This is a genomic window from Caballeronia sp. BR00000012568055 (assembly GCF_029439455.1).
Lineage (GTDB): Bacteria > Pseudomonadota > Gammaproteobacteria > Burkholderiales > Burkholderiaceae > Caballeronia.
In genome coordinates this window covers 1-22755 of the sequence record NZ_JAQFVG010000314.1, presented here as the reverse complement: position 1 = coordinate 22755, position 22755 = coordinate 1, and the positions used below count along the sequence as shown (strand labels likewise).

At 60.5% G+C, this 22755-nt stretch carries 21 protein-coding genes and 1 pseudogene; 13 read left to right on the top strand and 9 right to left on the bottom strand.

Features of this window, described 5'->3' with window-relative positions:
• Positions 1–9 precede the first annotated feature (9 nt).
• Positions 10–246, top strand: coding sequence for a hypothetical protein (locus tag P7F28_RS24125; RefSeq protein WP_277187286.1), 237 nt, complete (start codon positions 10–12; stop codon positions 244–246).
• 11 nt (positions 247–257) lie between these two features.
• On the opposite strand, the gene P7F28_RS24120 is transcribed toward P7F28_RS24125, so the two are convergent.
• Both P7F28_RS24120 and recG read right to left on the bottom strand, forming a co-directional pair.
• Positions 258–1217 (bottom strand): hydrogen peroxide-inducible genes activator, encoded by a 960-nt coding sequence (locus tag P7F28_RS24120; RefSeq protein WP_277187285.1) that lies wholly within the window; start codon positions 1215–1217, stop codon positions 258–260.
• A gap of 145 nt (positions 1218–1362) precedes the next feature.
• Positions 1363–3534, bottom strand: a complete 2172-nt coding sequence (gene recG, locus P7F28_RS24115; protein WP_277187284.1) for an ATP-dependent DNA helicase RecG — start codon at positions 3532–3534, stop codon at positions 1363–1365.
• 62 nt (positions 3535–3596) lie between these two features.
• On the opposite strand from recG, the gene queA reads away from it, so the two are divergent.
• The 5 genes from queA (at position 3597) to secF (ending at position 9521) form a co-directional block, all read left to right on the top strand.
• Positions 3597–4634 carry a tRNA preQ1(34) S-adenosylmethionine ribosyltransferase-isomerase QueA gene (gene queA, locus P7F28_RS24110; RefSeq protein WP_277187283.1) on the top strand — a complete coding sequence of 346 codons (1038 nt, stop codon included), beginning with the start codon at positions 3597–3599 and terminating at the stop codon, positions 4632–4634.
• A gap of 55 nt (positions 4635–4689) precedes the next feature.
• Positions 4690–5853 carry a tRNA guanosine(34) transglycosylase Tgt gene (tgt, locus tag P7F28_RS24105; protein ID WP_277187282.1) on the top strand — a complete coding sequence of 388 codons (1164 nt, stop codon included), beginning with the start codon at positions 4690–4692 and terminating at the stop codon, positions 5851–5853.
• Between the two features lie 174 nt (positions 5854–6027).
• The gene (yajC, locus tag P7F28_RS24100; RefSeq protein ID WP_277187281.1) at positions 6028–6354 is read left to right on the top strand and encodes a preprotein translocase subunit YajC; all 327 of its coding nucleotides are present in this window, start codon (positions 6028–6030) and stop codon (positions 6352–6354) included.
• A 116-nt stretch (positions 6355–6470) separates the two neighbouring features.
• Positions 6471–8552: a protein translocase subunit SecD gene (secD, locus tag P7F28_RS24095; RefSeq protein WP_277187280.1), complete on the top strand. Its 2082-nt coding sequence runs from the start codon at positions 6471–6473 to the stop codon at positions 8550–8552.
• 18 nt (positions 8553–8570) lie between these two features.
• A complete protein-coding gene (gene secF / locus P7F28_RS24090; RefSeq protein WP_277187279.1) occupies positions 8571–9521 on the top strand; it encodes a protein translocase subunit SecF in 951 nt (316 codons plus the stop codon).
• Positions 9522–9584: 63 nt separating this feature from the next.
• On the opposite strand, the gene P7F28_RS24085 is transcribed toward secF, so the two are convergent.
• From P7F28_RS24085 to P7F28_RS24070, 4 genes are all read right to left on the bottom strand, one after another.
• Entirely contained in the window at positions 9585–10466 is an 882-nt protein-coding gene (locus P7F28_RS24085; protein WP_277187278.1) for a DUF5672 family protein, read from the bottom strand.
• Between the two features lie 222 nt (positions 10467–10688).
• A complete protein-coding gene (locus P7F28_RS24080) occupies positions 10689–11261 on the bottom strand; it encodes a YceI family protein (protein WP_277187277.1) in 573 nt (190 codons plus the stop codon).
• A gap of 33 nt (positions 11262–11294) precedes the next feature.
• Positions 11295–11858: a YceI family protein gene (locus tag P7F28_RS24075; RefSeq protein WP_277187276.1), complete on the bottom strand. Its 564-nt coding sequence runs from the start codon at positions 11856–11858 to the stop codon at positions 11295–11297.
• Positions 11859–11982: 124 nt separating this feature from the next.
• A complete protein-coding gene (locus P7F28_RS24070) occupies positions 11983–12552 on the bottom strand; it encodes a cytochrome b (protein ID WP_277187275.1) in 570 nt (189 codons plus the stop codon).
• Between the two features lie 495 nt (positions 12553–13047).
• Here P7F28_RS24070 and P7F28_RS24065 point away from each other — a divergent pair, with 495 nt between their 5' ends.
• From P7F28_RS24065 to P7F28_RS24040, 6 genes are all read left to right on the top strand, one after another.
• A complete protein-coding gene (locus P7F28_RS24065) occupies positions 13048–13704 on the top strand; it encodes a paraquat-inducible protein A (RefSeq protein WP_277187274.1) in 657 nt (218 codons plus the stop codon).
• Positions 13701–14348, top strand: a complete 648-nt coding sequence (locus P7F28_RS24060) for a paraquat-inducible protein A (RefSeq protein ID WP_277187273.1) — start codon at positions 13701–13703, stop codon at positions 14346–14348. Before P7F28_RS24065 ends, P7F28_RS24060 begins: the two co-directional genes overlap by 4 nt.
• Positions 14341–16005 (top strand): intermembrane transport protein PqiB, encoded by a 1665-nt coding sequence (locus P7F28_RS24055; protein ID WP_277187272.1) that lies wholly within the window; start codon positions 14341–14343, stop codon positions 16003–16005. Before P7F28_RS24060 ends, P7F28_RS24055 begins: the two co-directional genes overlap by 8 nt.
• The gene (locus P7F28_RS24050) at positions 16002–16667 is read left to right on the top strand and encodes a membrane integrity-associated transporter subunit PqiC (protein ID WP_277187271.1); all 666 of its coding nucleotides are present in this window, start codon (positions 16002–16004) and stop codon (positions 16665–16667) included. Before P7F28_RS24055 ends, P7F28_RS24050 begins: the two co-directional genes overlap by 4 nt.
• 120 nt (positions 16668–16787) lie before the next feature.
• Positions 16788–18866, top strand: coding sequence for a site-specific recombinase (locus P7F28_RS24045; protein WP_277187270.1), 2079 nt, complete (start codon positions 16788–16790; stop codon positions 18864–18866).
• A 123-nt stretch (positions 18867–18989) separates the two neighbouring features.
• The gene (locus P7F28_RS24040) at positions 18990–19607 is read left to right on the top strand and encodes a glutathione S-transferase C-terminal domain-containing protein (protein WP_277187361.1); all 618 of its coding nucleotides are present in this window, start codon (positions 18990–18992) and stop codon (positions 19605–19607) included.
• A 264-nt stretch (positions 19608–19871) separates the two neighbouring features.
• Here P7F28_RS24040 and P7F28_RS24035 read toward each other — a convergent pair whose 3' ends face one another.
• The 3 genes from P7F28_RS24035 to P7F28_RS24025 all read right to left on the bottom strand — a co-directional run bounded on the left by P7F28_RS24035 (position 19872) and on the right by P7F28_RS24025 (position 22260).
• Positions 19872–20429 carry a TetR/AcrR family transcriptional regulator gene (locus P7F28_RS24035; protein WP_277187269.1) on the bottom strand — a complete coding sequence of 186 codons (558 nt, stop codon included), beginning with the start codon at positions 20427–20429 and terminating at the stop codon, positions 19872–19874.
• Positions 20430–20612: 183 nt separating this feature from the next.
• Positions 20613–21743: a tRNA 2-thiouridine(34) synthase MnmA gene (mnmA, locus tag P7F28_RS24030; RefSeq protein ID WP_277187268.1), complete on the bottom strand. Its 1131-nt coding sequence runs from the start codon at positions 21741–21743 to the stop codon at positions 20613–20615.
• 34 nt (positions 21744–21777) lie between these two features.
• Positions 21778–22260: an NUDIX hydrolase gene (locus P7F28_RS24025; RefSeq protein WP_277187267.1), complete on the bottom strand. Its 483-nt coding sequence runs from the start codon at positions 22258–22260 to the stop codon at positions 21778–21780.
• Between the two features lie 225 nt (positions 22261–22485).
• On the opposite strand from P7F28_RS24025, the pseudogene P7F28_RS24020 reads away from it, so the two are divergent.
• Positions 22486–22755: pseudogene (locus P7F28_RS24020) on the top strand (NAD(P)(+) transhydrogenase (Re/Si-specific) subunit alpha); the annotation flags it as partial.

The window sequence follows — 22755 nt, the reverse complement described above, 5'->3', positions numbered from 1 at the left end:
TGGCGTTGGATGAATGCGATCGATTCGTCACGCGACGGCGCGGGCGAAATCGGCGAGGATGGTCATGGCGATTTCGCTCAGTGCGTTCCAGTGCTTCATGGAGATGTCCTCGCGGTGTGGATGAGGAGCATCGTAGCAAATGCTATTGATTTTTATTATTCGATTAAATTTATCTATTTAATAGGCAACGAAAAAGGCGATAAAAAACGCCGCGTTCCTTTGCAGAAACGCGGCGTCTGTTTTTGAACCGAAAGCGGTTAGTTCACCGCCACCGGCATATCCAGCTTCCTCACGCCTGGCAGATCACACGCGGCAATCGCATCCGAAATCGCATCGATGGCGGGCATGCGCGTGAAGCTCTTGCGCCACGCCAGCACCACGCGACGATCGGGCACGGGTTCATCGAAGGGAACGTAGCTGAGCAGGCCGGCGTCGATACCCGCCGCGTGCGGCTTGACCTCATGCACCGACATGCGCGGCAGCACCGTAATGCCGACGCCGCTCGCCACCATATGCCGGATAGTCTCCAGCGACGAGCCTTCGAACGTCTTCTGAATGCCATCCGCGTTCTGCGAAAAACGCATCAGTTCAGGACACACGCCGAGCACGTGATCGCGGAAGCAATGGCCGCTGCCGAGCAGAAGCATGGTTTCCTGCTTCAGATCGTCTGGATCGATCTTCGGGCGGTTTTCCCACGCGTGACCCGATGGCATCGCGACCACGAACGGCTCGTCGTAAAGCGGACGCACCATCAGCCCGGTTTCGGGAAACGGCAGCGCCATGATCGCGACATCGATTTCGCCCTGCTTGAGCAGTTCGATCAGCTTGAGCGTGTAGTTTTCCTGAAGCATCAGCGGCATCTGCGGCACCGCTTTGATCATCTGCTTGACGAGCGTGGGCAACAGATACGGCCCGATCGTATAGATCACGCCCAGCCGCAGTGGACCGACCAGCGGATCTTTACCCTGCTTGGCGATTTCCTTGATGGCGAGCGTCTGTTCCAACACGCGCTGCGCCTGCGTCACGATCTGTTCGCCGATCGGCGTCACGCTGACTTCGCTCGTGCCTCGCTCGAAAATCTGCACGTTGAGTTCGTCTTCGAGCTTCTTGATGGCCACCGACAGCGTCGGCTGGCTCACGAAGCATGCCTCGGCCGCGCGGCCGAAATGCCGTTCGCGCGCAACCGCGACGATGTACTTCAGTTCAGTGAGAGTCATTGGTGGCCAATGAAATACATTGATTCGATAGGTTTGAGTTATACACCTGCCAGCGGTGCTTCGACAACTCGCGAAGTTTCGGCAGGCGGGATTTCTTTGGCGAATTCGTCAGATGAAGACCTGCGCGATGTCGGCAAGTTCATCATCAGGCTTTTAAAAATTGTTCGCGAGCACCGAGCCAGCGCGCAAGATGATTCGTGACGGCATCGGGGAAAGATTTGAGCATGGCGTCCGCAGCGGCGCGGGCGGGATCGATCAGCCAGCCATCGTTTTCGAGGCTCGCGAAACGCAGCATTGCTTCGCCCGACTGACGCGCGCCCAGGAATTCGCCGGGACCGCGAATCTCGAGATCGCGGCGGGCGATTTCGAAACCATCGGTCGTCTCGCGCATGGTCTGCAGACGCGCGCGTGCCGTCTGCGACAAGGGATTCGCGTACATCAACACGCACACCGATGCTGCGCTCCCCCGCCCCACGCGTCCGCGCAACTGATGCAACTGCGCAAGCCCGAAACGCTCCGCATGTTCGATCACCATCAGCGAGGCATTCGGCACGTCCACGCCCACTTCGATCACCGTCGTCGCGACCAGCAATTGCACTTCGTTGCGCGCGAAGGCGTCCATCACGGCGGCTTTTTCGGCGGGCGCGAGCCGTCCGTGCACCAATCCGGCGCGCAAGTCCGGCAACGCGGCCACGAGCGTTTCATACGTATCCACAGCCGTCTGAAGCTGAAGCGTCTCGCTTTCCTCGATCAGCGGACACACCCAGTACACCTGCCGTCCCGTCAGCGCCGCCTCGCGCACGCGGCCGATGATCTCATCGCGACGGCCATCGGAGACGATCTTGGTGAGAATCGGCGTGCGGCCGGGCGGCAATTCGTCGATGGTCGATACATCGAGGTCCGCGTAGTACGTCATGGCCAGCGTGCGCGGGATCGGCGTGGCCGACATCATCAGTTGATGCGGCTGGAAATCGCGCGCGCCATCCGATGCGTTCTGCGCCTTCGCACGCAAAGCCAGCCGCTGCGCGACGCCGAAACGATGTTGTTCATCGACGATCACAAGCCCTAAACGCGCGAATTCCACCGCGTCCTGAATGATCGCGTGCGTGCCGATCACCAGTTTCGCCGTGCCGAGCGCCGCCGCTTCCAGCGCGCTGCGCTTTTCCTTCGCCTTCAGACTGCTCGCGAGCCACGCGACCGTCACGCCCAGCGGTTCCAGCCAGCCGCGTAGTTTGCGCGCGTGCTGCTCCGCGAGAATTTCGGTCGGCGCCATTAGCGCGGCCTGATAACCCGCGTCGATAGCCTGCGCCGCCGCCAGTGCCGCAACGATGGTCTTGCCGCTGCCGACATCGCCTTGCAGCAGGCGCTGCATCGGATGCGCGAGCGTCAGTTCGCCCGCGATTTCGGCGACCACACGTTGCTGTGCGCCGGTCAGCGCGAACGGTAAAGCCTTGAGCAGACGCGTGACGAGCGATGCGTCGTCATCGGGCAAACTGCGCGGCATGGCGGGCGCGGCGCGCGTGCGGCGCTCCTCGTGCGCGCGCTTCAGCGACAACTGCTGCGCCAGCAATTCCTCGAACTTGATGCGCGTCCACGCCGGATGCGTGCCGTCGATCATCGCGTGCTCGTCCGAATCCGCGTGCGGGTGATGCAGCGTCTTCACGGCATCGAGCAGACCGGGTACGTTCAGCGGGTTCAGATGTTCGCGCGCGATCGGCTCCGGCAACAGCTCGGGCAAATAAACGCGCGTCAACGCGTTATCGATCGCCTTGCGCAAGTACGCCTGCGAGATACCCGCCGTCGATGGATACACCGGCGTCAGCGCTTGCGGCAAGGGCGTGTCGTCGTCCACGGGGCGCACGGTCGGATGCACCATCTCCAGCCCGAAAAAACCGCCTCGCACATCGCCGCGCACGCGCAGCCGCGTGCCGATCGCCATTTGCTTGACTTGCGAGCCGTAGAAATTGAGGAAGCGCAGGGTGAGTTCATCGCCGGAATCGTCGTGGATTTTCACCAGCAATTGACGACGCGGCCGGTACGCAATTTCGTTGTCGAACACCACGCCTTCAGTCTGCGCGACATCGCCCGGAATCAGTTCGCCGATGGGCGTGAGCTGCGTTTCGTCTTCGTAGCGCATCGGCAGATGCAGCACGAGATCGATGTCCGATTTGAGGCCGAGCTTGGCCAGCTTGTCCGCGGTTTTGACCGCTGGCTTGGGTTTCTCGTCCGCTTTCGCCTTCTTGCGCGACGGCGCGGCGCTCGCCTCGGCGGGCTGCGGATCGGTCGTGTCGGCCAGGCGGCGGTCAGACAAGGGCATCGGGTCTCTTCGCAAAGTACAATGTGAGGTTTGGTCGGCGCATTCGCGTCACGGTTCACGCCATGTTCACGCTTTCCGATTTCGATTTTAATCTGCCGCCCGAGCTGATCGCGCAGAGCGCGCTCACCGAGCGCAGCGCGAGCCGTCTGCTCGAGGTGCGCGATCACGGCCTGATCGACCGTCGTTTTTCTGAATTGCCGGATCTCGTCGATTCGGGCGATCTGCTCGTCTTCAACGATACCAAAGTCCTCAAGGCACGGTTCTTCGGCCAGAAGGCCAGTGGCGGACGCGTCGAAGTCCTGATAGAGCGTCTGACGGGCGCGACTTCGGCGCTCGCGCAAATCCGCGCCAGCAAAAGCCCGACGGAAGGCAGCACGATCCGTCTCGCCGATGCCTTCGACGTCACGGTGGGCGAGCGTGTCGAGCCGTTCTACACGCTGCATTTCCCGAGCGATTGCCTGACGCTGATCGAGCAATTCGGGCGCTTGCCGTTGCCGCCGTACATCGAGCACGACGCCGACGCGTACGACGAGACGCGCTACCAAACGGTCTATGCGGCCAATCCCGGCGCGGTAGCCGCACCGACCGCCGGCCTGCATTTCGACGATGCGCTTTTCGCGCGATTGGACGCAAAAGGTGTAGAACGCGCGACGCTGACGCTGCATGTCGGCGCGGGCACGTTCCAGCCGGTGCGCGTCGAGAATATCGCCGAGCACAAGATGCACAGCGAGTGGTACGACCTGCCGCAAGCGCTGGTCGATCGCATCGCGGCGACGAAGGCGCGTGGCAACAAGGTGATCGCCGTTGGCACCACGTCGATGCGCGCCCTCGAAGCTGCCGCACGTGACGCCGCCAACGCGGGCAAACCGCTCGCGGCAACGCAGGCCGAAACGGATATCTTCATCACGCCGGGCTACGAATTCCGCGTGGTGGATCGGCTGGTGACGAATTTTCATCTGCCGAAATCCACGCTGATGATGCTCGTCTCCGCCTTCGCCGGCATGGACACGATCCGCGACGCGTATCAGCACGCAATCGAACAGCGTTACCGCTTTTTCAGCTACGGCGACGCCATGCTGCTGACGCGCCGGACAAGCTGATTTTCATCAACCACATTTGCGCCGGACTGTTCTCCGGTTGCATGGAGCTTCATCAATGACCGATGGTCAATTCACGTCGCCCGACAACGGCCTCAAATTCGAATTACTGACGACCGACGGGCAAGCGCGCCGCGGCCGCCTCACGCTCAATCATGGCGTGATCGAAACACCGATCTTCATGCCGGTCGGCACCTACGGCACCGTCAAGGCAATCCAGCCGCGCGAACTCGAAGAAATCCGCGCGCAGATCATTCTCGGCAACACCTTCCACCTGTGGCTGCGTCCCGGTCTGGAAGTGATCGGCGCGCACGGCGGGCTGCACAAATTCATGGGCTGGAACCGGCCTATTCTGACCGACTCCGGCGGCTTTCAGGTCTTTTCGCTGGGCGATCTGCGCAAGATCACCGAAGAAGGCGTCACGTTCGCCTCACCGATCAATGGCGACAAGCTGTTCTTGTCGCCCGAAGTGTCGATGCAGATTCAAAAGGTGCTGAACTCGGACATCGTCATGCAGTTCGACGAATGCACGCCCTACGCGACCAACGGTGTGCCGACCACGCACAAGGAAGCCGCCGATTCCATGCGCATGTCGATGCGCTGGGCCAAACGCTCCATCGACGAATTCAATAAGCTGGGGAATCCGAACGCGCTGTTCGGCATCGTGCAGGGCGGCATGTTCGAAGACTTGCGCGATGAATCGCTGGCGGGTCTGAGCGAAATCGACTTTCACGGCTTCGCGATCGGCGGTTTGTCGGTCGGTGAGCCGAAGGAAGACATGATGCGCGTGCTGAATCACATCGGCCCGAAGCTGCCCGCCGACAAGCCGCACTATCTGATGGGCGTAGGCACGCCGGAAGATCTGGTGAACGGCGTCGCGGCCGGCGTCGATATGTTCGATTGCGTGATGCCCACGCGTAACGCGCGCAACGGCTGGCTGTTCACGCGTTTCGGCGATCTGAAGATCAAGAACGCATCGCACAAGAACTCGCTGAAGCCGCTCGACGAGACTTGCACCTGCTATACGTGCCAGAACTTCACGCGCGGTTATCTGCATCATCTGCATCGCGTGGGGGAAATTCTCGGCGCGCAATTGAACACGATCCACAACCTGCACTATTACCTTCAGCTGATTGGCGAAGTGCGCGAATCGATCGAAAATCATACGTTCGAGGCGTTTCGCAAGACATTTGCCGAGAACCGCGCGCGCGGCGTGGACTGAAGCGGCGCGCATCGCATTACAATCTGCTTTCTATTGCTTGCGTCGGCTCTTGCCAAACAGCTGTAACGGCTTGATGGTAAAGCCCATTCCAGCCATTCGGGCGCGGTGCGAGTGGTAGAATGCCGGGCTGAATTCCAGCCAAGTTTTTGAACACGAATTAACGGAGAGACCAACGTGTCGTTCATTTCGAATGCCTTCGCTCAAGGCTCCGCAGGTGGTGCGGAATCCAGTCTGATGAGCTTCCTGCCGCTGATCCTGATGTTCGCGGTGTTGTACTTCATCATGATCCGTCCGCAGATGAAGCGTCAGAAGGAACATCGCAACATGCTTTCGGCCATGGCCAAGGGCGATGAAGTGGTGACGAACGGCGGGATCGTCGGCAAGGTCACGAAGGTGTCGGAAGCCTACGTCGGCGTGGAAATCGCCGAAGGCACGGAAATCACCGTGCAGAAGGCTGCCGTGACGACCATTCTCCCGAAGGGCACCATCAAAGCGCTGTAAGGCCACTCGTTCTTCGCGTCCGGCGCGGCCTCGTTCGACGAGGGCATTCCAACACTCATCGCGCGTAACGCCGGACGCGCTTCTCCCCGCAGCCAACTATCCGTTCGGCCATCCCCATGAATCGTTATCCCCTCTGGAAGTATGTCGTGATGCTGGTGGCGCTCGTCATCGGCCTCGTGTACACGCTGCCCAATTTCTTCGGCGAAGCGCCTGCGGTACAGGTATCGAGCGGCAAGGCCACGGTCAAGCTCGACTCGTCCACGCTCGCCAATGTCGAAAGCGCACTCACCGCGAGCAATATCAAGGCCGACGAAGTCACCTTCGATAATTCCTCGGCAAGCCCGAATATTCGCGTGCGCCTGAAGGACACCGACACGCAGTTGCGCGTGAAGGATCTGCTCACCAAATCGCTCAATACCGATCCGACCGATCCGCAGTACATCGTCGCGCTGAATCTGCAGAGCGCGTCGCCGGGCTGGCTGACCGCCATGCACGCGCTGCCGATGTATCTCGGTCTGGACCTGCGCGGCGGCGTGCACTTCCTGCTGCAAGTGGACATGGCCGGCGCGCTGAACAAGAAGCTCGACTCGGACGCTGCGGACGCGCGCACGTATCTGCGCGACCGCAATATCCGCGATGGCGGCGTGAACCGCGTCGGGCAGTCGGTGGTGGTGAATTTCTCGGATCAGGCGGGCGCGGACAACGCGCGCACCCTGCTCCAGACCGGCGTCTCCGAACTGCAATGGACGACGCGCCAGGGCGGCGACGGCTTCCAGGTGGTCGGCACGTTCTCGGCGGCGGCGCAAAAGCTGGTGGAAGACGGCGCGCTCAAGCAGAACATCACCACGCTGCATAACCGCGTCAACGAACTCGGCGTGGCGGAACCGGTGATCCAGCAGCAGGGTTCGGACCGGATCGTGGTCGAACTGCCGGGCGTGCAGGATACGGCGAAGGCGAAGGACATCATCGGCCGGACGGCGACGCTCGAAGCGCGCCTCGCCGATCCGATCAACACGTACATCGGCCCGAACGATCCGGTGCCGCCGGGCGACGAAGCGTTCAAGCAAGGCGACCGCCTCGTACTGTTGCGCAAGCAGGTGATCTTCACCGGCGACCGCATCATCGACGCATCGACGGGCTTTGACGATCATCAGCGTCCTTCGGTGAATATCCGTCTGGATTCGGCGGGCGGACGCGCCATTTCGAGCGTGTCGCGCGACAACATCGGCAAGCCGATGGCCATGATCCTGTTCGAAAAGGGCAAGGGCGAAGTGCTGACGGTGGCGAACATCCAGTCGGAACTGGGCGACCGCTTCCAGATTACCGGCCAGCCGACGCCGCAAGCCGCCACCGATCTCGCGCTGCTACTGCGCGCCGGTTCACTGGCCGCGCCGATGGATATCATCGAAGAACGCACGGTCGGGCCGAGCCTGGGCGCGGACAACATCAAGAAGGGTTTCGATTCGGTGCAGTACGGTTTCGCCGCAATCGCCGTCTTCATGATCGCGTACTACCTGCTGTTCGGTCTGTTCTCCATGCTGTCGCTGTCGGTGAACCTGCTGCTGCTGGTCGCGATTCTCTCGATGCTTCAGGCCACGCTGACGCTGCCGGGTATCGCGGCTATTGCGCTCGCGCTTGGTATGGCGATCGATGCAAACGTGCTGATCAACGAACGTATTCGCGAAGAACTGCGTAACGGCGCGCCGCCGCAAACCGCGATTCAGGAAGGTTTCGCGCACGCCTGGGCCACCATTCTCGATTCGAACGTGACCACGCTGATCGCCGGTCTGGCGCTGCTGGCTTTCGGTTCGGGTCCGGTGCGCGGCTTCGCGGTGGTGCACTGTATCGGCATTTTGACGTCGATGTTCTCGGCGGTGTTCTTCTCGCGCGGCCTCGTGAACCTGTGGTACGGCGGCAAGAAGAAGCTGAAATCGCTGGCGATCGGACAGGTGTGGCGTCCCGAAGGCAGCGATTCCGACGCAGCTGCAGCGGCGTACCTCGCGGCTCAACGCGGCGACGATTCGCCTGTCGATGAAATCGTGCAGACCGCCAAGGGCAAGAAGAAGACCGCTGTGCCGCGCAAGCAGGCATCGGCGGTGGCAGCGCCGGATGAAGCGCCTGCGCGCGCCGGCAAGCCGACCGTGCGCCGCCGTTCGGGGCCGGGCATCGATCAACAGAAACCGGGCCAGTCCCACTGATTCCGGAGCAATCGAAAAATGGAATTCTTCCGCATTCGCCGCGACCTGCCGTTCATGGAACGCGCGTTGATTTTCAACGTGATTTCGTTCGTGACCTTCCTCGTCGCCGTGTTTTTCCTCGTGCATCGCGGGTTGCATCTGTCGGTGGAGTTCACCGGCGGAACGGTCGTCGAGGTGCAGTATCCACAAGCCATTTCGCCCGAACCCATTCGCGCGACCATGACCAAGCTCGGTTACGGCGACGCGCAGGTGCAGAACTTCGGCACCTCGCGTGACGTGCTGATCCGTCTGCCGCTGAAGCAAGGCCTGACCTCAGCCCAGCAGAGCGACCAGGTGATGACCGCGCTCAAGGCCGACAACGCGCAGGTCACGTTGCAGCGCGTGGAGTTCGTCGGTCCGCAGGTTGGCAAGGAACTGGTCACCAACGGGCTGGCGGCGCTGGCCTGCGTGGTGATCGGCATTGTGATTTATCTGTCGTTCCGCTTCGAATGGAAGTACGCGGTGGCGGGCATCATCGCGAACTTGCACGACGTGGTGATCATTCTCGGCTTCTTCGCGTTCTTCCAGTGGGAGTTCTCGCTCTCCGTGCTGGCGGCGATTCTCGCGGTGCTCGGCTACTCGGTGAACGAATCCGTGGTTATCTTCGACCGGATTCGCGAGACCTTCCGCAAGCAGCGCAAGATGACGGTGAAGGAAGTCATCGACCACGCCATTACCTCGACGATGTCGCGAACCATCATCACTCACGGCTGTACGGAAATGATGGTGCTGTCGATGTTCTTCTTCGGCGGCCCGACGCTGCATTACTTCGCGCTTGCGCTGACGGTGGGTATCTTGTTCGGTATCTACTCGTCGGTGTTCGTGGCTGCGGCGCTGGCCATGTGGTTCGGCGTGAAGCGTGAAGATCTCGTGAAGGACAAGAAGGATCGCTTCGATCCGAATGATCCGAATGCGGGGGCGCAGGTTTAAGCCTCGATTAAAGCGTTGAAAGAAAATGGGCCGGTCTGAAGAGACCGGCCCATTTTTTTGCGCTTACGCGGCGACGTGTTGCGCGGTCGCGCGATGCCCGAGATGTTCGCAAAGCGTGACGCAGTAGGCACCCAGATCGGCACTCATGCCGATTGCGGTGAGCATTGTCCTGATCTCGTCCGTCGGCATATGTTCGCTGGTCCGCCCGTACAGAATCCCGAGTTGCGCGAACTCGAATCGACAAAAATAATTGGCAAGCAAGACGATCATTGCCCGCGAGGTGATAGTACGCGGCGTCGCCATATCAAGTAATGCGATCAGTTCCTGCTCGCTCAGGAATCGGCACATATTGTGAGGCGAGTGGAAACCAAACGTCGGTCCGGGCGGCGAGCTGTTTTCGAAGGAAAACTGGTCTGCAACCTCGTCGGGCGCGAAGCGAATGCCGTGTTCGGCTTCGAGCCTCGGACGATAGTGCCGGCCGATCAGTTTGTCTTCGTAGATGCCATCGACCAGCGGAAATGCATCGCTGGCGAGCAGGCGCATGAGTTTAGCCGAGCGCAACGAGAAGCCGCCATTGCCGACCGACATGCCGTCGTTATGCCACGGCCAGCGCGCGCCGATATAGTCGTACTGGAAAAACTCGTCGCGCCACGCGGCAGGATCGACGACATAGCCGTCCCACTGAATGACGAGCACCCACGGCGTGTGGATATACTCGATCATTTCCTTGAGCACGTAGTCGTTGTACGCCTCGCGCGAGGCCAGATGCGGCGTCCGCATAATACGCGCGTGGGCGCAAATGTCTTCGTGCGTGAAAAGAATCGCATCGCCAAACTCGCAGTGACGGCTGGAAATATCGATTGCGCGGGAAGCCAGACGGGGATTGACGCAATCGACCGCACACACGGTCACGTTGCGCAGATCGAGGCGCGGGCCTGAATTCATGCTGGTTGATTCCAAGGTCTGGATTGCTTGTCGCCAGGCGAAAGCGAGCATCCCTGGCACGATTGAAATGCACCGACCAGAATATCAACGTGGAAGTTTTCTTAGAACTGCGCAACAGTCATTTTTGATCGAATGCACAAACGGTGAAAACAACAAAAAGCCGCTTCGTGCACGAGGCGCGAAGCGGCTTTTACAAACTCAAACTTGCCTGCAATAAAGCCCTTACTGCTTCACGCCTTCCGCCTGAATATGCAGCGTCGTCTTCAGGCTGAAGCCATACGACTTGCCGTAATCCATGCCGAAGTCGCCGCGATCGAAGGTCGTCGTGGCTTCCACGCCGCAGACTTCCTTCTTCATCATCGGGTTCATGAAGCACTTGAAGTGCTCGATCTTCAGGTTCAGCGGCTTGGTGACGCCGTGCATCGTCAGCGTGCCGACGACTTCGGTCGGGACATCGCCTTCGAACTTCATCGACGTGCCCTTGTATTCCGCAGTCGGGAACTTGGTGGCATCGAAGAATTCGGCCTTTTGCAGATGTTCGTTGAGCTTGTCATTGCCCGTATCGATCGACGAGATGTCGATGGTCACGTTCGCCGTGCCCGTCTTCGCCGCGCGGTCGATCGTGACATCGCCGCTGCTCTTGTTGAACTTGCCGCGCCAGGTCGAGACGCCGCCAAAGTGGTCGGCTTCGAAGCTCGGGTACGTGTGGTTCGGGTCGAGCTTGTACGTGTCGGCGAATGCGCTGGCCGAGAGACCGAGCGCCAGAACGCCCGCGATGATCGAGATTTTTTTCAAGTGATGCTCCTTGTGCGTAAGGCTGAAAGCCGCTTACTTCTTCGCGGCGACGATATGAAACTTGATGACGACGTCGTCCGCGACGATCGACGTATCTTTCCACTCACCCGTTCCGACATCGAACTGGGTGCGCTTGATCGGCAACGCGCCGTCGAAGGTTTCGGTCGCGCCCGACTGCGTCACGGTGACGGGCACCGTAACCGTCTGCGACTTGCCCTTGATCGTGATCTTGCCGGTCACGTTGAACTTGTTGCCGCCCGCCGGTGCAATCGCGCTCGAGACGAAGGTCGCGGTCGGAAACTTGGCGGCATCGAACCATTCGGCGCCGCGCACTTGCTTGTTGTAGTCGTCATCGCCCAGGTCGTAGCTGCCGGTATCGATGGTGATGTTCGCGCTGCCCGCAGCAGGCTTGGCCGGATCGAAACTGATCTGCGCGCTGAACTTGTTGAACTTGCCATCGGTCGGCACGTTCATTTGTTTCGATGTAGCGACGACCGAGCTTTTGCTCACGTCAACTTGCGCCTGCGCGCCGATGGCCAAAGCCAGCGATGTCGCCGCGACACCTGCCAGCATCCAACGATTGAGTTTCACTTTCATGTGCGCCTTGTGTCTTTGTGAGTTTTGAACACGGTCCGAACGGCAAACCGGTATTGGAAATCAAAAGGCCGCGAGAACAATCAGCGGGGAGGAAATGCGCCGCCAACGGCCGGGAAACAATCGCTTATCGGAGGAACGGCAGCATGCGGCCGAGCAAGCCATCCCGATCGACGAAATGATGCTTGAGCGCTGCGAGCACGTGCAGAACGAAGAACGCGAGCAACGTGTAGTTCAGATAGATATGCACGAGCCGCAGCGTGACCTTCAACGCCTTGTCCGGTCCGATGATGGTCGGCAACGGCAGAATGCCGAGATAGACCACCTGCAATCCCGCTGCCGAGCTATACAGATAACCCGAGATCGGAATCACCAGCATCAGCAGATAAAGCAGGAAATGCGTGAGATGGGCCGCGCCCTTCTGCCATGCGGGCATGCCGGGCGGATCGGCGGGTGCGCTGTGTGTAACGCGCCAGACCACGCGGATCACGGCGAGCGCGAACACGGTCACGCCAATCCACTTGTGCCATGAAAAATACTTGAGCTTGGTCGGTGTGATGCCGGGAATATCCGTCATGATCCAGCCAAGCCAGAAGCCGCAGACGATCAGCAAGGCGATCGCCCAATGCAGGCCGATGGCTGTGGCACTGTATCGATCCTGCTGCTGCGCCGACACGGCGTGTACGCTGCTATCCATAGTGCTTGTCCAAAGGTTTGTGGTTCGACGCAAAGCTGCTGCGGTCAGCGACGGACGCCATGCTACAACAACGTTCGTAGTTTGCCAGCACTCGCCAAAAGCCGCGTTTCGGTCCGTAAGGCTTGTGCAGCAAGGCTTGGCGAGACTTGCGTTCACGCCTGCAACGAACTATTGCGCCCGTGCAACGGTCGATCATGGCGCGCAGATATGCACGCACAAACGCACGCACATACGCACGCAAACACGCACACACATAAGCACGCGATTACGCACCATCTCCCAGCCACAAAAAGTAACGAGCAACGATAAGCCGTTATTCCATATCGTGTTTACCTTTGCTTACGAAGCGCGCTAGCAGTCAAGCAATCGTAAGCCATTCTATGTTTGATACCATGTCCTGCTACCATTCCGCGCTGGCCCGCTCCTTGCTAATTTCGGTTCCATCCGATTACGCGGCGCCAGAACGAACATCATGAGAAGGCTCGTCAATCGACCATGAACGTGAACGAATCGGATGAACTGATCGCGTGTCACGAGTGCGACGCGCTCTTCACCAAACGCGCGTTGCCCACGCACAGTAAAGCGAAGTGTCCGCAATGCGGCGCGCTGCTGTATCGCGCCATGTCGGGCAATCTCGATCGCATCTGCGCCATGACGCTGGCTGCGCTGATCACTTTTGTGATCGCGCAGGCTTTTCCTATCGTCGAATTGGATGCGAATGGCTTGACGTCAGAGACCACGCTGATCGGCGCGATCGTCGCGTTGTGGAGCGAGCAGATGGAAATCATCGCGGTTCTGGTGTTCTGTTCGACCATTCTGTTTCCGCTTGCCGAACTGGTGGCGCTGCTTTACGTGTTGATGCCGTTGCGCGCGGGCTTCGTGCCGCCCGGTTTCAATATCGTCTTGCGCACCATTCAGTTCGTGCGGCCGTGGGGCATGATCGAAGTCTTCATGCTCGGCGTGCTGGTCACGCTGGTGAAGATGATTAGTATTGCGCGCGTGATCCCCGAAGCCGCGTTGTTTGCATTCGGCGCGCTCACGCTGATGGTCGCCGTGGTCGTAAGTTTCGATCCCCGCGCGCTGTGGGATATCGCGGCCAGGCTGCCGCAGAAACCGAAGCGCGCCGCGCGTCACGTGAGGCAGAGATCATGAGCGATCCGACGCAATACACCACGGCCTCGCGCGAACACGTCGTCGGATGCCACGCGTGCGGACTGGTTCAGCCGCTTGCGCACACCATCGAAAAGCAACGCTGCACGCGATGCAACGCGATCGTGCATCGCCGTCATCCGGACAGCATCGCGCGCACGTGGGCGCTGCTCATCAGCGCGGCGATCCTTTATATTCCCGCGAATCTGTTTCCGATCATGCATACGTCGTCCATTCTCGGCTCCGAGGAGGACACCATCATGAGCGGCGTTGCGCTGTTCTGGAACGACGGCGATTACCCGCTGGCCGCAGTGATTTTCATCGCCAGTATTCTGGTGCCGATGCTCAAGCTCTTTTCGCTCGCGTTCCTCACCATCAGCGTGCAGCGGCGTTCGACGTGGCAGCCGCGTCAACGTACGACGCTGTTTCGCATCGTCGAAGGCATCGGCCGATGGTCCATGCTCGACGTCTTCGTCATCACGCTTACGGTGGCGCTGGTGCGCTTCAAGTCGCTCGCGGTGATTACCGCCGGGCCGGGCGCGCTGGCGTTCGCATCGGTCGTCGTACTGACCATGCTCGCTTCCATGCAATTCGACCCGCGTCTCATCTGGGACAACATAGAACCGTCAGGAAAGAAACATGACTAGTGCCCAAGGTCCGAATGGGCCGGATTCACCGAAAGAGCCATCGAACGGTGGCGATAACAAAGGCTTGCCGCCGAATCTGCCGGAACCGGTGATCGAGCCGCGCAGCCGCTGGCTGCCGTCGCTCGTGTGGCTGATTCCGATCGTCGCCGCGTTGATCGGCGTGATTTTGGTCGTGAAGACCGTATCGGGGCGCGGGCCGACCGTGACCATCAGCTTCGTGAGCGCGGAAGGTCTCGAACCGGGCAAGACGAAGGTGAAGTTCAAGGACGTGGATATCGGCACGGTGAAAACCATCAACCTGTCGAAGGATCATTCGCGCGTACTCGTCGATGTGCAACTCACCAAGGAAGCCACCGATTTCGCGGTGAAAGACACGCGTTTCTGGGTCGTGCGTCCGCGCGTGGCCGCAAGCGGCGTGACGGGCTTATCGACATTGCTGTCGGGCGCGTATATCGGCGTGGACGCGGGACGTTCGACGGAAGATCAAAGCTACTTCATCGGGCTTGAAACGCCGCCCGCCATCACAGGCGATCAGAAGGGTCACACGTTCACGCTGCACGGTGATTCGCTCGGTTCGCTGGATATCGGCTCACCGGTTTATTACCGCCGCGTGCAGGTGGGTCAGGTCACGGCGTTTTCGCTCGATAAGGACGGCACCGGCGTGACCATGCAGGCCTTCGTCAACGCGCCGTACGATCAGTACGTCGGCAGCAATTCGCGCTGGTGGCATGCGAGCGGCGTCGATCTGCGGCTCGATTCGAGCGGCTTCACGCTCAACACGCAGTCGCTTGCGACCGTGGTGCTCGGTGGTATCGCGTTCCAGACGCCGCCGAATCAGCAGGCCGGTCCGCAGGCGAAGGACAACGCCACGTTCCGCTTGGGTTCCGATCAGGCCGACGCCATGCGCGATCCCGACGGCGAAGCGGTGCATGTGGTGATGAACTTCAATCAGTCGCTGCGCGGCTTGTCGGTCGGTGCGCCGGTGGATTTCCGCGGCATCGTGCTGGGTCAGGTGACGGGTATCGGCGTGCGCTATGACCGCAACAAGCACTCGCTGATGATGCCGGTGACCATCGACCTGTATCCGAGCCGTCTGGGCAGACGCGGCGCGGAAGGCGTGGGCGAAGAAACGGCGGAAGAACGCGGCAAGGTATTGGAGGCAATGGTGAAGCGCGGTCTGCGCGGACAGTTGCGCACCGGCAATCTGCTGACCAGCCAGCTTTATGTCGCGCTGGACTTCTTCCCGAAGGCGCCTGCCGCCAAGGCCAATCTTGAAGGCGACCCGATCGAACTGCCGACCGTGCCGAACACGCTCGACGAACTGCAACTGCAGATTGCCGATATCGCGCGCAAGCTGAACAAGATTCCGTTCGACCAGATCGGCTCGAATCTGAACGAATCGCTGAAGAACGCCAACGCGCTGTTCGGCAAGATGGACAAGGAAGTCATGCCGGAAATGCGTGACACGCTCGATCAGGCGAAGAAGACCTTCAGCGCGGCGCAATCCACGCTGCAATCCGACTCGCCGATCCAATCCGATACGCGTCAGGCCATGCAGGAACTCACGCGTACGCTTCAATCGCTCAATGCGCTGGCGGATTATCTGGAACGCCATCCGGAATCGCTGTTGCGCGGCAAACAAGGAGACAAGCCATGAGGTTCGGCGCGTTGTGGTCGATTTTGAGCGCGGCTGGTTTGATGGCCGCGTGCGCGTCGTCGCCGACGAGCAACTTTTATACGCTGGCAGGACCGACGGGCGCGAGCGCGCAACCGGCGACATCGAGTGTGCCGTTCTACTTCGAACTCGCGCCGGTGGATATGCCGCAGCAGGTCGCGAAGAACCAGTTGGTGGTGCAGACGAGTCCGGCGCAGGTGAAGGTGCTGGAAGACGAACGCTGGGCTTCGCTTCCCGCCGATGAAGTGCGTCGCGCGTTATCGGCGGATCTCACGCAGCGGCTCGGCTCGATCGATGTGTACGGCACCGCTGCGCCGCCGTCCGCGAAGGTGTATCGCGTGAAGGTGAGTGTGCAGCGCTTCGAGTCGTGGCCCGGTTCGCAAGCCGTGATCGATGCCGTGTGGAGCGTACACACAGCGGGCGCGGATGCGGTGATGACCTGCCGCACGGTCGCGCCGGAGCGCGTGGAGAAAGGCTACGACGCGCTGGTGGCCGGCCATCGCAAGGCAGTGGACGAGATTGCCGCGGCGATATCGGCGGGCGTGCGCAGCCTCGGGTCGATGCCGGCATCGAGCAAGACCAAGAGCGTGCCGTGCCCCGCGTCCGGCACGATGACGAACGTGACGAACGCTCAGGCGCAGTGAGAAAAAGCACGTCCGGCCGCGCGCCGGACGTGCGATGAAACAGTCTGAATCGCACTGGCGTCTTGCGCCGACCCATCTCGAATTCGAAACTGCAAAGCCCTCATCGAATACGGGGCTTTCATGTTTCGTTCCATTCGTCACCTTCTCGCGAAATGGCGCGCGTCGCGCAGCGCCAGCCGGCAGCTCGACACGCTGCTCGCCATCGCCGATCCCGATGCGCCGCATGCCGAGCGCAACGAATGGCTGATCGACCTGGCGCACTGGCTGCATCAAAGCAGCAAGATCGCGCATGACGCCGAACCACCGTCCATCCACGCACGTCTGCGCTATCTGCTGCATGTGCTCGATCATTGCGATGAGCGTCGTTCACGCGTTGCCCGCCTGTTGCGCGCGACGCTGCGCGAAAGCGACGGCATTTCTCTGCTGTGCGAATCGGGCATGCCGACGCAGCCTGGGTTTCTCGGCGCGGTGGCCGCACGGCTGCACGCATCGCTGATTCCGCCTGCGGGCAATACGCGCCAGTTGAGCGGCCTCGCCGCGCTGATGTTCCCCGCGCGCTGCGATGCGCAATGGATCGCCGACCTTCCCGACGATGTGCTGTCCGGTCTGCACGCACTGTTTGCCTACGACATCACTCCGCACGAACATCATGTCGATGATCGTTTGTCGCGCGATCTGCTTGCTGCCTTGCACACGCTGACGTGTCAAATCAGTTCGACGGGTCTGTCGAAGTTCGTGCGCGAACGTCTCGCCGATCACGACAAGCTCGCGATTCGCCAGGCATGGCCGTTCTTTCAACTGAATCGCGCACTGCTTGCCGTCGAAACGGCGCATGCACAATGGCGCGAAACGCACCACAACGACGACCTGCACGCACTGCTGCGCGAAGTCAACGTATTGCGCATGATGCTCGACGAATGCGCGAGCGCGGCTGGCGGCATTTACGGGCATCTGGTTCGCAATGGCGTTTCCGTGGATATCGTGTTTCAGATCGAGCGGATGCGCATGCGGATCGCGCGTGCGTTGCGACTGCTCGAAGCGTGGCTCGCCGGCAATGATCGGAGAGCACGCGCACGTTTGATCGCTGAACTCATCGGCGCGAATCAGCGCAGCCAGAGCGTGCTGCATCTCGTGCGCAGCAACTTTTCGCTGCTGGCGCGCAAGGTCGTCGAGAGCAATGGCGATACCGGCGAGCACTACATCGCGCGAAACCGCAGCGAATACCGGCAGATGGTCAACATGGCGATGGGCGGCGGCCTCGTGACCATGGCGACCGTATGCGTCAAGTTCGCCATTCTCGGCGCGGGCTTTTCGCCGACGCTCGAAGGCGTGCTGGCGGGCATCAACTACGCCGCCAGCTTTCTGCTGATGCACTTCCTGCATTTCACGATTGCCACCAAGCAGCCGGCCATGACCGCGCCGACCATCGCCCGCGAACTCGATCGCGCCGATACACCCGATGGCATGGCCCGTTACGTCGACTCCGTGCTCGCGCTGATGCGCACGCAGGCGGCCGCGATTTTCGGCAACGTGGTGGCGGTCGCGCCCGTGTGTCTCGCGGTGCAATTGATCGCCGCGCACGGATTCGGCGTGGACATCATCTCGCCGGAGACCGCGCACGAGACCATCGAGTCGTATTCGCTGTTCGGGCTCACGCCTATCTACGCGGCCTTCACGGGTGTGTTGCTGTGGTCGTCGAGTCTGATCGCGGGCGCGGCGGATAACTGGTTCGTGCTGCATCGTATCGGCGATGTGCTGACGCACCATCGTCGGCTGCGGCTTACGTTGGGCGCGGCCGGCGCGGCGCGGCTCGCGGCGTTCTTTCGCAAGAACCTGTCGGGTATCGTCGGCAATGTCATGCTCGGCATGATGATGGGCCTGGTGCCCGCGCTCATCGATCAACTCACGCCGTTTTCGTTCGAAGTACGGCACATTACGCTGTCGTCGGGCGTGGTCGCCGTATCGGCTGGTGTGCTCGGAATGCACGTTCTTCACACGCATCAGTTCTGGCATGCGCTGCTCGGCATTCTGTCGATGGGCCTGCTCAATGTCGGCGTGAGCTTCCACCTGGCGTTTTCGCTGGCGTTGCGCTCGCGCGATCTGCATCGCGCTCAGGCGCGCGCGCTACGTCGCGCAGTCCTGCGGCGCGTCATCACCCATCCCATGCTGCTGCTGTTTCCATCGAAACAAGGTGGCTGAGCGCGGCAATGTTGTCACCAGACGACACCACCGCGCGGCCCATTCTCAATTCCGCCGATGCGTTGTGCGCGGCGGTTAAGATCGATCTCGCCCACATTTCGGAATAACAGCGAAGACTTGATGATGAAACTGATCGGTTCGCACACCAGCCCGTTCGTCCGCAAGGTACGGATCGTCATGGCGGAGAAGAAGATCGAATGCGAACTGGTGCTCGAGGACGTCTGGGCATCGGAGACCAAGATCCACGATTTCAACCCACTCGGCAAAGTGCCGTGTCTGATTCTGGACGACGGCGAAGCGGTGTTCGATTCGCGCGTGATCTGCGAATTCCTCGACACGCTGACGCCAGTGGGCAAGGTCTTGCCGCAGGAGCGCCGCGAGCGCACCGAAGTGCGCTGCTGGGAAGCGCTCGCCGACGGCATGCTGGACGCAGCGGTGCTGATTCGCCTGGAAGGCGTGTTGCGGGAGGAAGCGCATCGCAGTGAAGCGTGGCTGACGCGGCAGCGCGCCAAGATTCACGATGGTCTTATCGCGATGGCGCGTGGGCTGGATGCGCATCAATGGTGCTCAGCCAATCGCTTTACGCTTGCGGATATCGCTTGCGGCTGCACGCTCGGGTATCTCGACTTCCGCATGCCGGAGCTGAACTGGCGCGAGGCCCATCCGAATCTGGACAAGTACTATGCGCGTCTGACGCAGCGGCAGTCGTTTATCGACACGATTCCCAAAGACAAGGCATGAATGGCCTTCATCGAATGACGCCATCGACCGCTGCTTGCAGTCAAATTAAATCTACCACTAGATAGAGACGTCGAACCTTTGTTTTACTGCGTCGGGCGGCGAGCTTGCGTTGATATGCTGAATCGCCCGACACGTATGGCCTTTCACGTTACGAAACGCCTGAGCAGATACCTCGTGCAAATTTCACGCCAAAATCTATCTACTCAGCGGTAGATAAATCAACGCTGGTAAAGGTGTTTTTCACAGAGTTATCCACAGCTTTATCTACCGGCGAACCGCTTCCGCGACTTCTTCGATTCGCGTGCGCGTCTGAAACAATCGGCTGGCCAGCAGACTGCCCTGAAACGCCGAGTACAAGGTCCGCGACGCCGATTCCGGTTTGCCGCCGGCATCGAGCGTATCCTGCGCTTCGCCTTCGGCGAGCACTTTCGCCAGCCAGTTTTCGTTGGCCTTGAAGAACGATTGCACCGCCTGTCGCACCTTCTCCGGGAGCGAATCGATTTCCGCCGCGAGCATGCCGCACAAACACACGCGCCGCCCGTCCCCGATGATGCGGCCAAACAAGCGCGCATAGCGATCGAGCTTCTTGTCGGCGGGCGCGGAACTGTCGATGGCGTAGATCGACGACATCAGATCCGCGCTGTACGCGTTCACGGCTTCGAGCGCCAAATCTTCCTTCGACGGAAAGTAATAGTGAATGCTCGACGTCTTCACTCCGACCAATTCGGACAAGTCGCGGTAGCTGAAGCCGTTATAGCCGCGCGTCATCATCAGCGACTGGGCGTGCTCGAGAAGCGCGTCGCGTACGGTGTTCTTGTCCATATCGGGTCCGATTGGCGGTGTTCGTTAGCGTACCGAATGCAATTTATCTATCGCTAGATAGACGGTCAAGCACTTGTATCAAAAAAGCTTTTGTCGCTTTATCGGGCGAAATGCCGGTTTGCGCGCGCAAAAAAAGCCCCGGACTTTTGCCGGGGCTTCCATTTTCTAACTTCGAATCAGCGATCAGCGCGCCGCCGAAGCCACCGCTTTCTCGCTTATCGCCGACTGCGCCGCCGCCTGTTCGATGATGCCGCCGCCCAGACATACATCGCCCTGATACAACACAGCCGATTGACCCGGCGTGACGGCCCATTGCGCGTCGTCGAAATCAAGCGCGAAGCGGCCGTCTTCGGCGCGCGCAAACACGCACGCGGCGTCCTGCTGGCGATAGCGCGTCTTCGCGCCGCAAGCCGCGCCTTCCTCGGGCGCAAAGCCCGCAACCCAGCTCGTATTCCCCGCGACGAGCGTATGCGACAGCAGCCACGGATGGTCGTGCCCCTGCACCACATACAGCGTGTTGTTCGACATGTCCTTGGCTGCGACGAACCACGGCTCGCCGCTCCCGTCCTTCGCCCCGCCGATACCAATGCCCTTGCGCTGCCCGAACGTATAAAACGCCAGCCCGATATGCTCGCCGACGATCTTGCCATCCGGCGTTTTCATCGGACCGGGTTTCGTCGGCAGATAGCGGTTGAGAAACTCGCGGAACGGCCGTTCGCCGATAAAGCAAATGCCGGTCGAATCCTTCTTCTTCGCGTTCGGCAAACCGATTTGCGCAGCGATCTCACGCACTTGCGTCTTGGGAATTTCGCCGAGCGGAAACAGCGTCTTCGACAACTGCGCCTGATTCAGCCGATGCAGAAAGTACGACTGATCCTTGGTCGAATCCGTCGCCTTCATCAACTGGAACAGGCCGTCCTGCTCGCGCACGCGCGCATAGTGGCCAGTCGCGATGGTCTCCGCGCCCAGCGACATCGCGTGATCGAGAAAGGCCTTGAACTTGATTTCGGCGTTGCAGAGCACATCCGGATTCGGCGTGCGTCCGGCCGAGTATTCGCGCAGGAACTCCGCGAACACGCGGTCCTTGTATTCGGCGGCGAAGTTGACCGCTTCCACGTCGATACCGATCAGATCCGCGACCGATACGACATCGATCCAGTCCTGACGCGTGGAGCAATACTCACCGTTGTCATCGTCTTCCCAGTTTTTCATGAAGAGGCCGACTACGTCGTAGCCCTGCTCCTTCAGAAGCCACGCCGTGACCGACGAATCCACGCCGCCCGACATGCCTACGACTACTTTTTGCTTGCTCATATGAAAACTGCCCAATAAGGCCTGGTAAAGCTCGTCAGGCCCGAACGATCGGCGCGACCGAATGCGTGTGAATGAAATCGAGCGGAACGCGCCGCCCGGCAAGATAGTCTTCGACGCACTTCAGCACGATCGGCGTCCGATGCCGCTCGACCGATGCGCGCAACTCATCGACCGTCAGCCACATCGCGCGCACGATGCCATCATCCAGCGCGCGCCCCGCCACTTCCTCGCCCGCCTTGCCGCAGAACGTGAAGCGCAGATACGTGACATCGCCGCTTGGCCGCGCGAAATGCGTCATATACGCGCCGACCAGCGCCTCCGGCTCGAAGTGATGCGCCGTTTCTTCGAGCGTCTCGCGAATCACGGCCTGAACGAGCGTTTCGCCTGCTTCGAGATGACCGGCCGGTTGGTTGATTCGAAGCCCGGCAGACGTGTGCTCCTCAATCACGAGAAAGCGTCCATTGCGTTCGACGACGGCAGCCACCGTAACGTGGGGGGCCCAAGTATCTGATTTCATGGTCCGATATTTTACCGTCACGGCGTGGAACACGCCCGCGGCACATCAGGGAAAGCGCTGAGACGACAAAGCCGGAACAGGTGCCAGATCCGATTCTGGCGGGCACATTCTTCGGTTACAGTGGCGATAGCCCTATCGTTCCAGCATTTGAAATAAGACTCAGCCTAAAAGCCTTCCCGACGCCTGAACCGCACGAGGGAAGAATAAAAGACAGGAGGATTCAAGATGCATATCGGAGTGCCTGCCGAGACGCGGGCGAACGAGGCGCGCGTCGCCGCTACGCCCGAGACGGTCAAGAAACTAGTGACGCAGGGGCATCGGCTATCGGTGCAGAGCGGCGCGGGTTTACCGGCGAGTTATATCGACGATGCCTACGCGTCTGCGGGCGCGGATATCGTCGATGCGCATACGGCCTTATCCGCCGAAATCGTGCTGAAAGTACAGTCGCCCGACGATGCCGAATTGGCTCAATTCGCGCGCGGCGCAGTGCTGATC

Excerpts from the sequence above, each read along its gene's own strand:
- P7F28_RS24125 (WP_277187286.1), top strand. The coding sequence starts at position 10 with ATGAATGCGATCGATTCGTCACGCGACGGCGCGGGCGAAATCGGCGAG.
- P7F28_RS24120 (WP_277187285.1), bottom strand. The coding sequence starts at position 1,217 with ATGACTCTCACTGAACTGAAGTACATCGTCGCGGTTGCGCGCGAACGG.
- recG (WP_277187284.1), bottom strand. The coding sequence starts at position 3,534 with ATGCCCTTGTCTGACCGCCGCCTGGCCGACACGACCGATCCGCAGCCC.
- queA (WP_277187283.1), top strand. The coding sequence starts at position 3,597 with ATGTTCACGCTTTCCGATTTCGATTTTAATCTGCCGCCCGAGCTGATC.
- tgt (WP_277187282.1), top strand. The coding sequence starts at position 4,690 with ATGACCGATGGTCAATTCACGTCGCCCGACAACGGCCTCAAATTCGAA.
- secD (WP_277187280.1), top strand. The coding sequence starts at position 6,471 with ATGAATCGTTATCCCCTCTGGAAGTATGTCGTGATGCTGGTGGCGCTC.
- secF (WP_277187279.1), top strand. The coding sequence starts at position 8,571 with ATGGAATTCTTCCGCATTCGCCGCGACCTGCCGTTCATGGAACGCGCG.
- P7F28_RS24085 (WP_277187278.1), bottom strand. The coding sequence starts at position 10,466 with ATGAATTCAGGCCCGCGCCTCGATCTGCGCAACGTGACCGTGTGTGCG.
- P7F28_RS24075 (WP_277187276.1), bottom strand. The coding sequence starts at position 11,858 with ATGAAAGTGAAACTCAATCGTTGGATGCTGGCAGGTGTCGCGGCGACA.
- P7F28_RS24070 (WP_277187275.1), bottom strand. The coding sequence starts at position 12,552 with ATGGATAGCAGCGTACACGCCGTGTCGGCGCAGCAGCAGGATCGATAC.
- P7F28_RS24065 (WP_277187274.1), top strand. The coding sequence starts at position 13,048 with ATGAACGTGAACGAATCGGATGAACTGATCGCGTGTCACGAGTGCGAC.
- P7F28_RS24060 (WP_277187273.1), top strand. The coding sequence starts at position 13,701 with ATGAGCGATCCGACGCAATACACCACGGCCTCGCGCGAACACGTCGTC.
- P7F28_RS24055 (WP_277187272.1), top strand. The coding sequence starts at position 14,341 with ATGACTAGTGCCCAAGGTCCGAATGGGCCGGATTCACCGAAAGAGCCA.
- P7F28_RS24050 (WP_277187271.1), top strand. The coding sequence starts at position 16,002 with ATGAGGTTCGGCGCGTTGTGGTCGATTTTGAGCGCGGCTGGTTTGATG.
- P7F28_RS24045 (WP_277187270.1), top strand. The coding sequence starts at position 16,788 with ATGTTTCGTTCCATTCGTCACCTTCTCGCGAAATGGCGCGCGTCGCGC.
- P7F28_RS24040 (WP_277187361.1), top strand. The coding sequence starts at position 18,990 with ATGAAACTGATCGGTTCGCACACCAGCCCGTTCGTCCGCAAGGTACGG.
- P7F28_RS24035 (WP_277187269.1), bottom strand. The coding sequence starts at position 20,429 with ATGGACAAGAACACCGTACGCGACGCGCTTCTCGAGCACGCCCAGTCG.
- mnmA (WP_277187268.1), bottom strand. The coding sequence starts at position 21,743 with ATGAGCAAGCAAAAAGTAGTCGTAGGCATGTCGGGCGGCGTGGATTCG.
- P7F28_RS24025 (WP_277187267.1), bottom strand. The coding sequence starts at position 22,260 with ATGAAATCAGATACTTGGGCCCCCCACGTTACGGTGGCTGCCGTCGTC.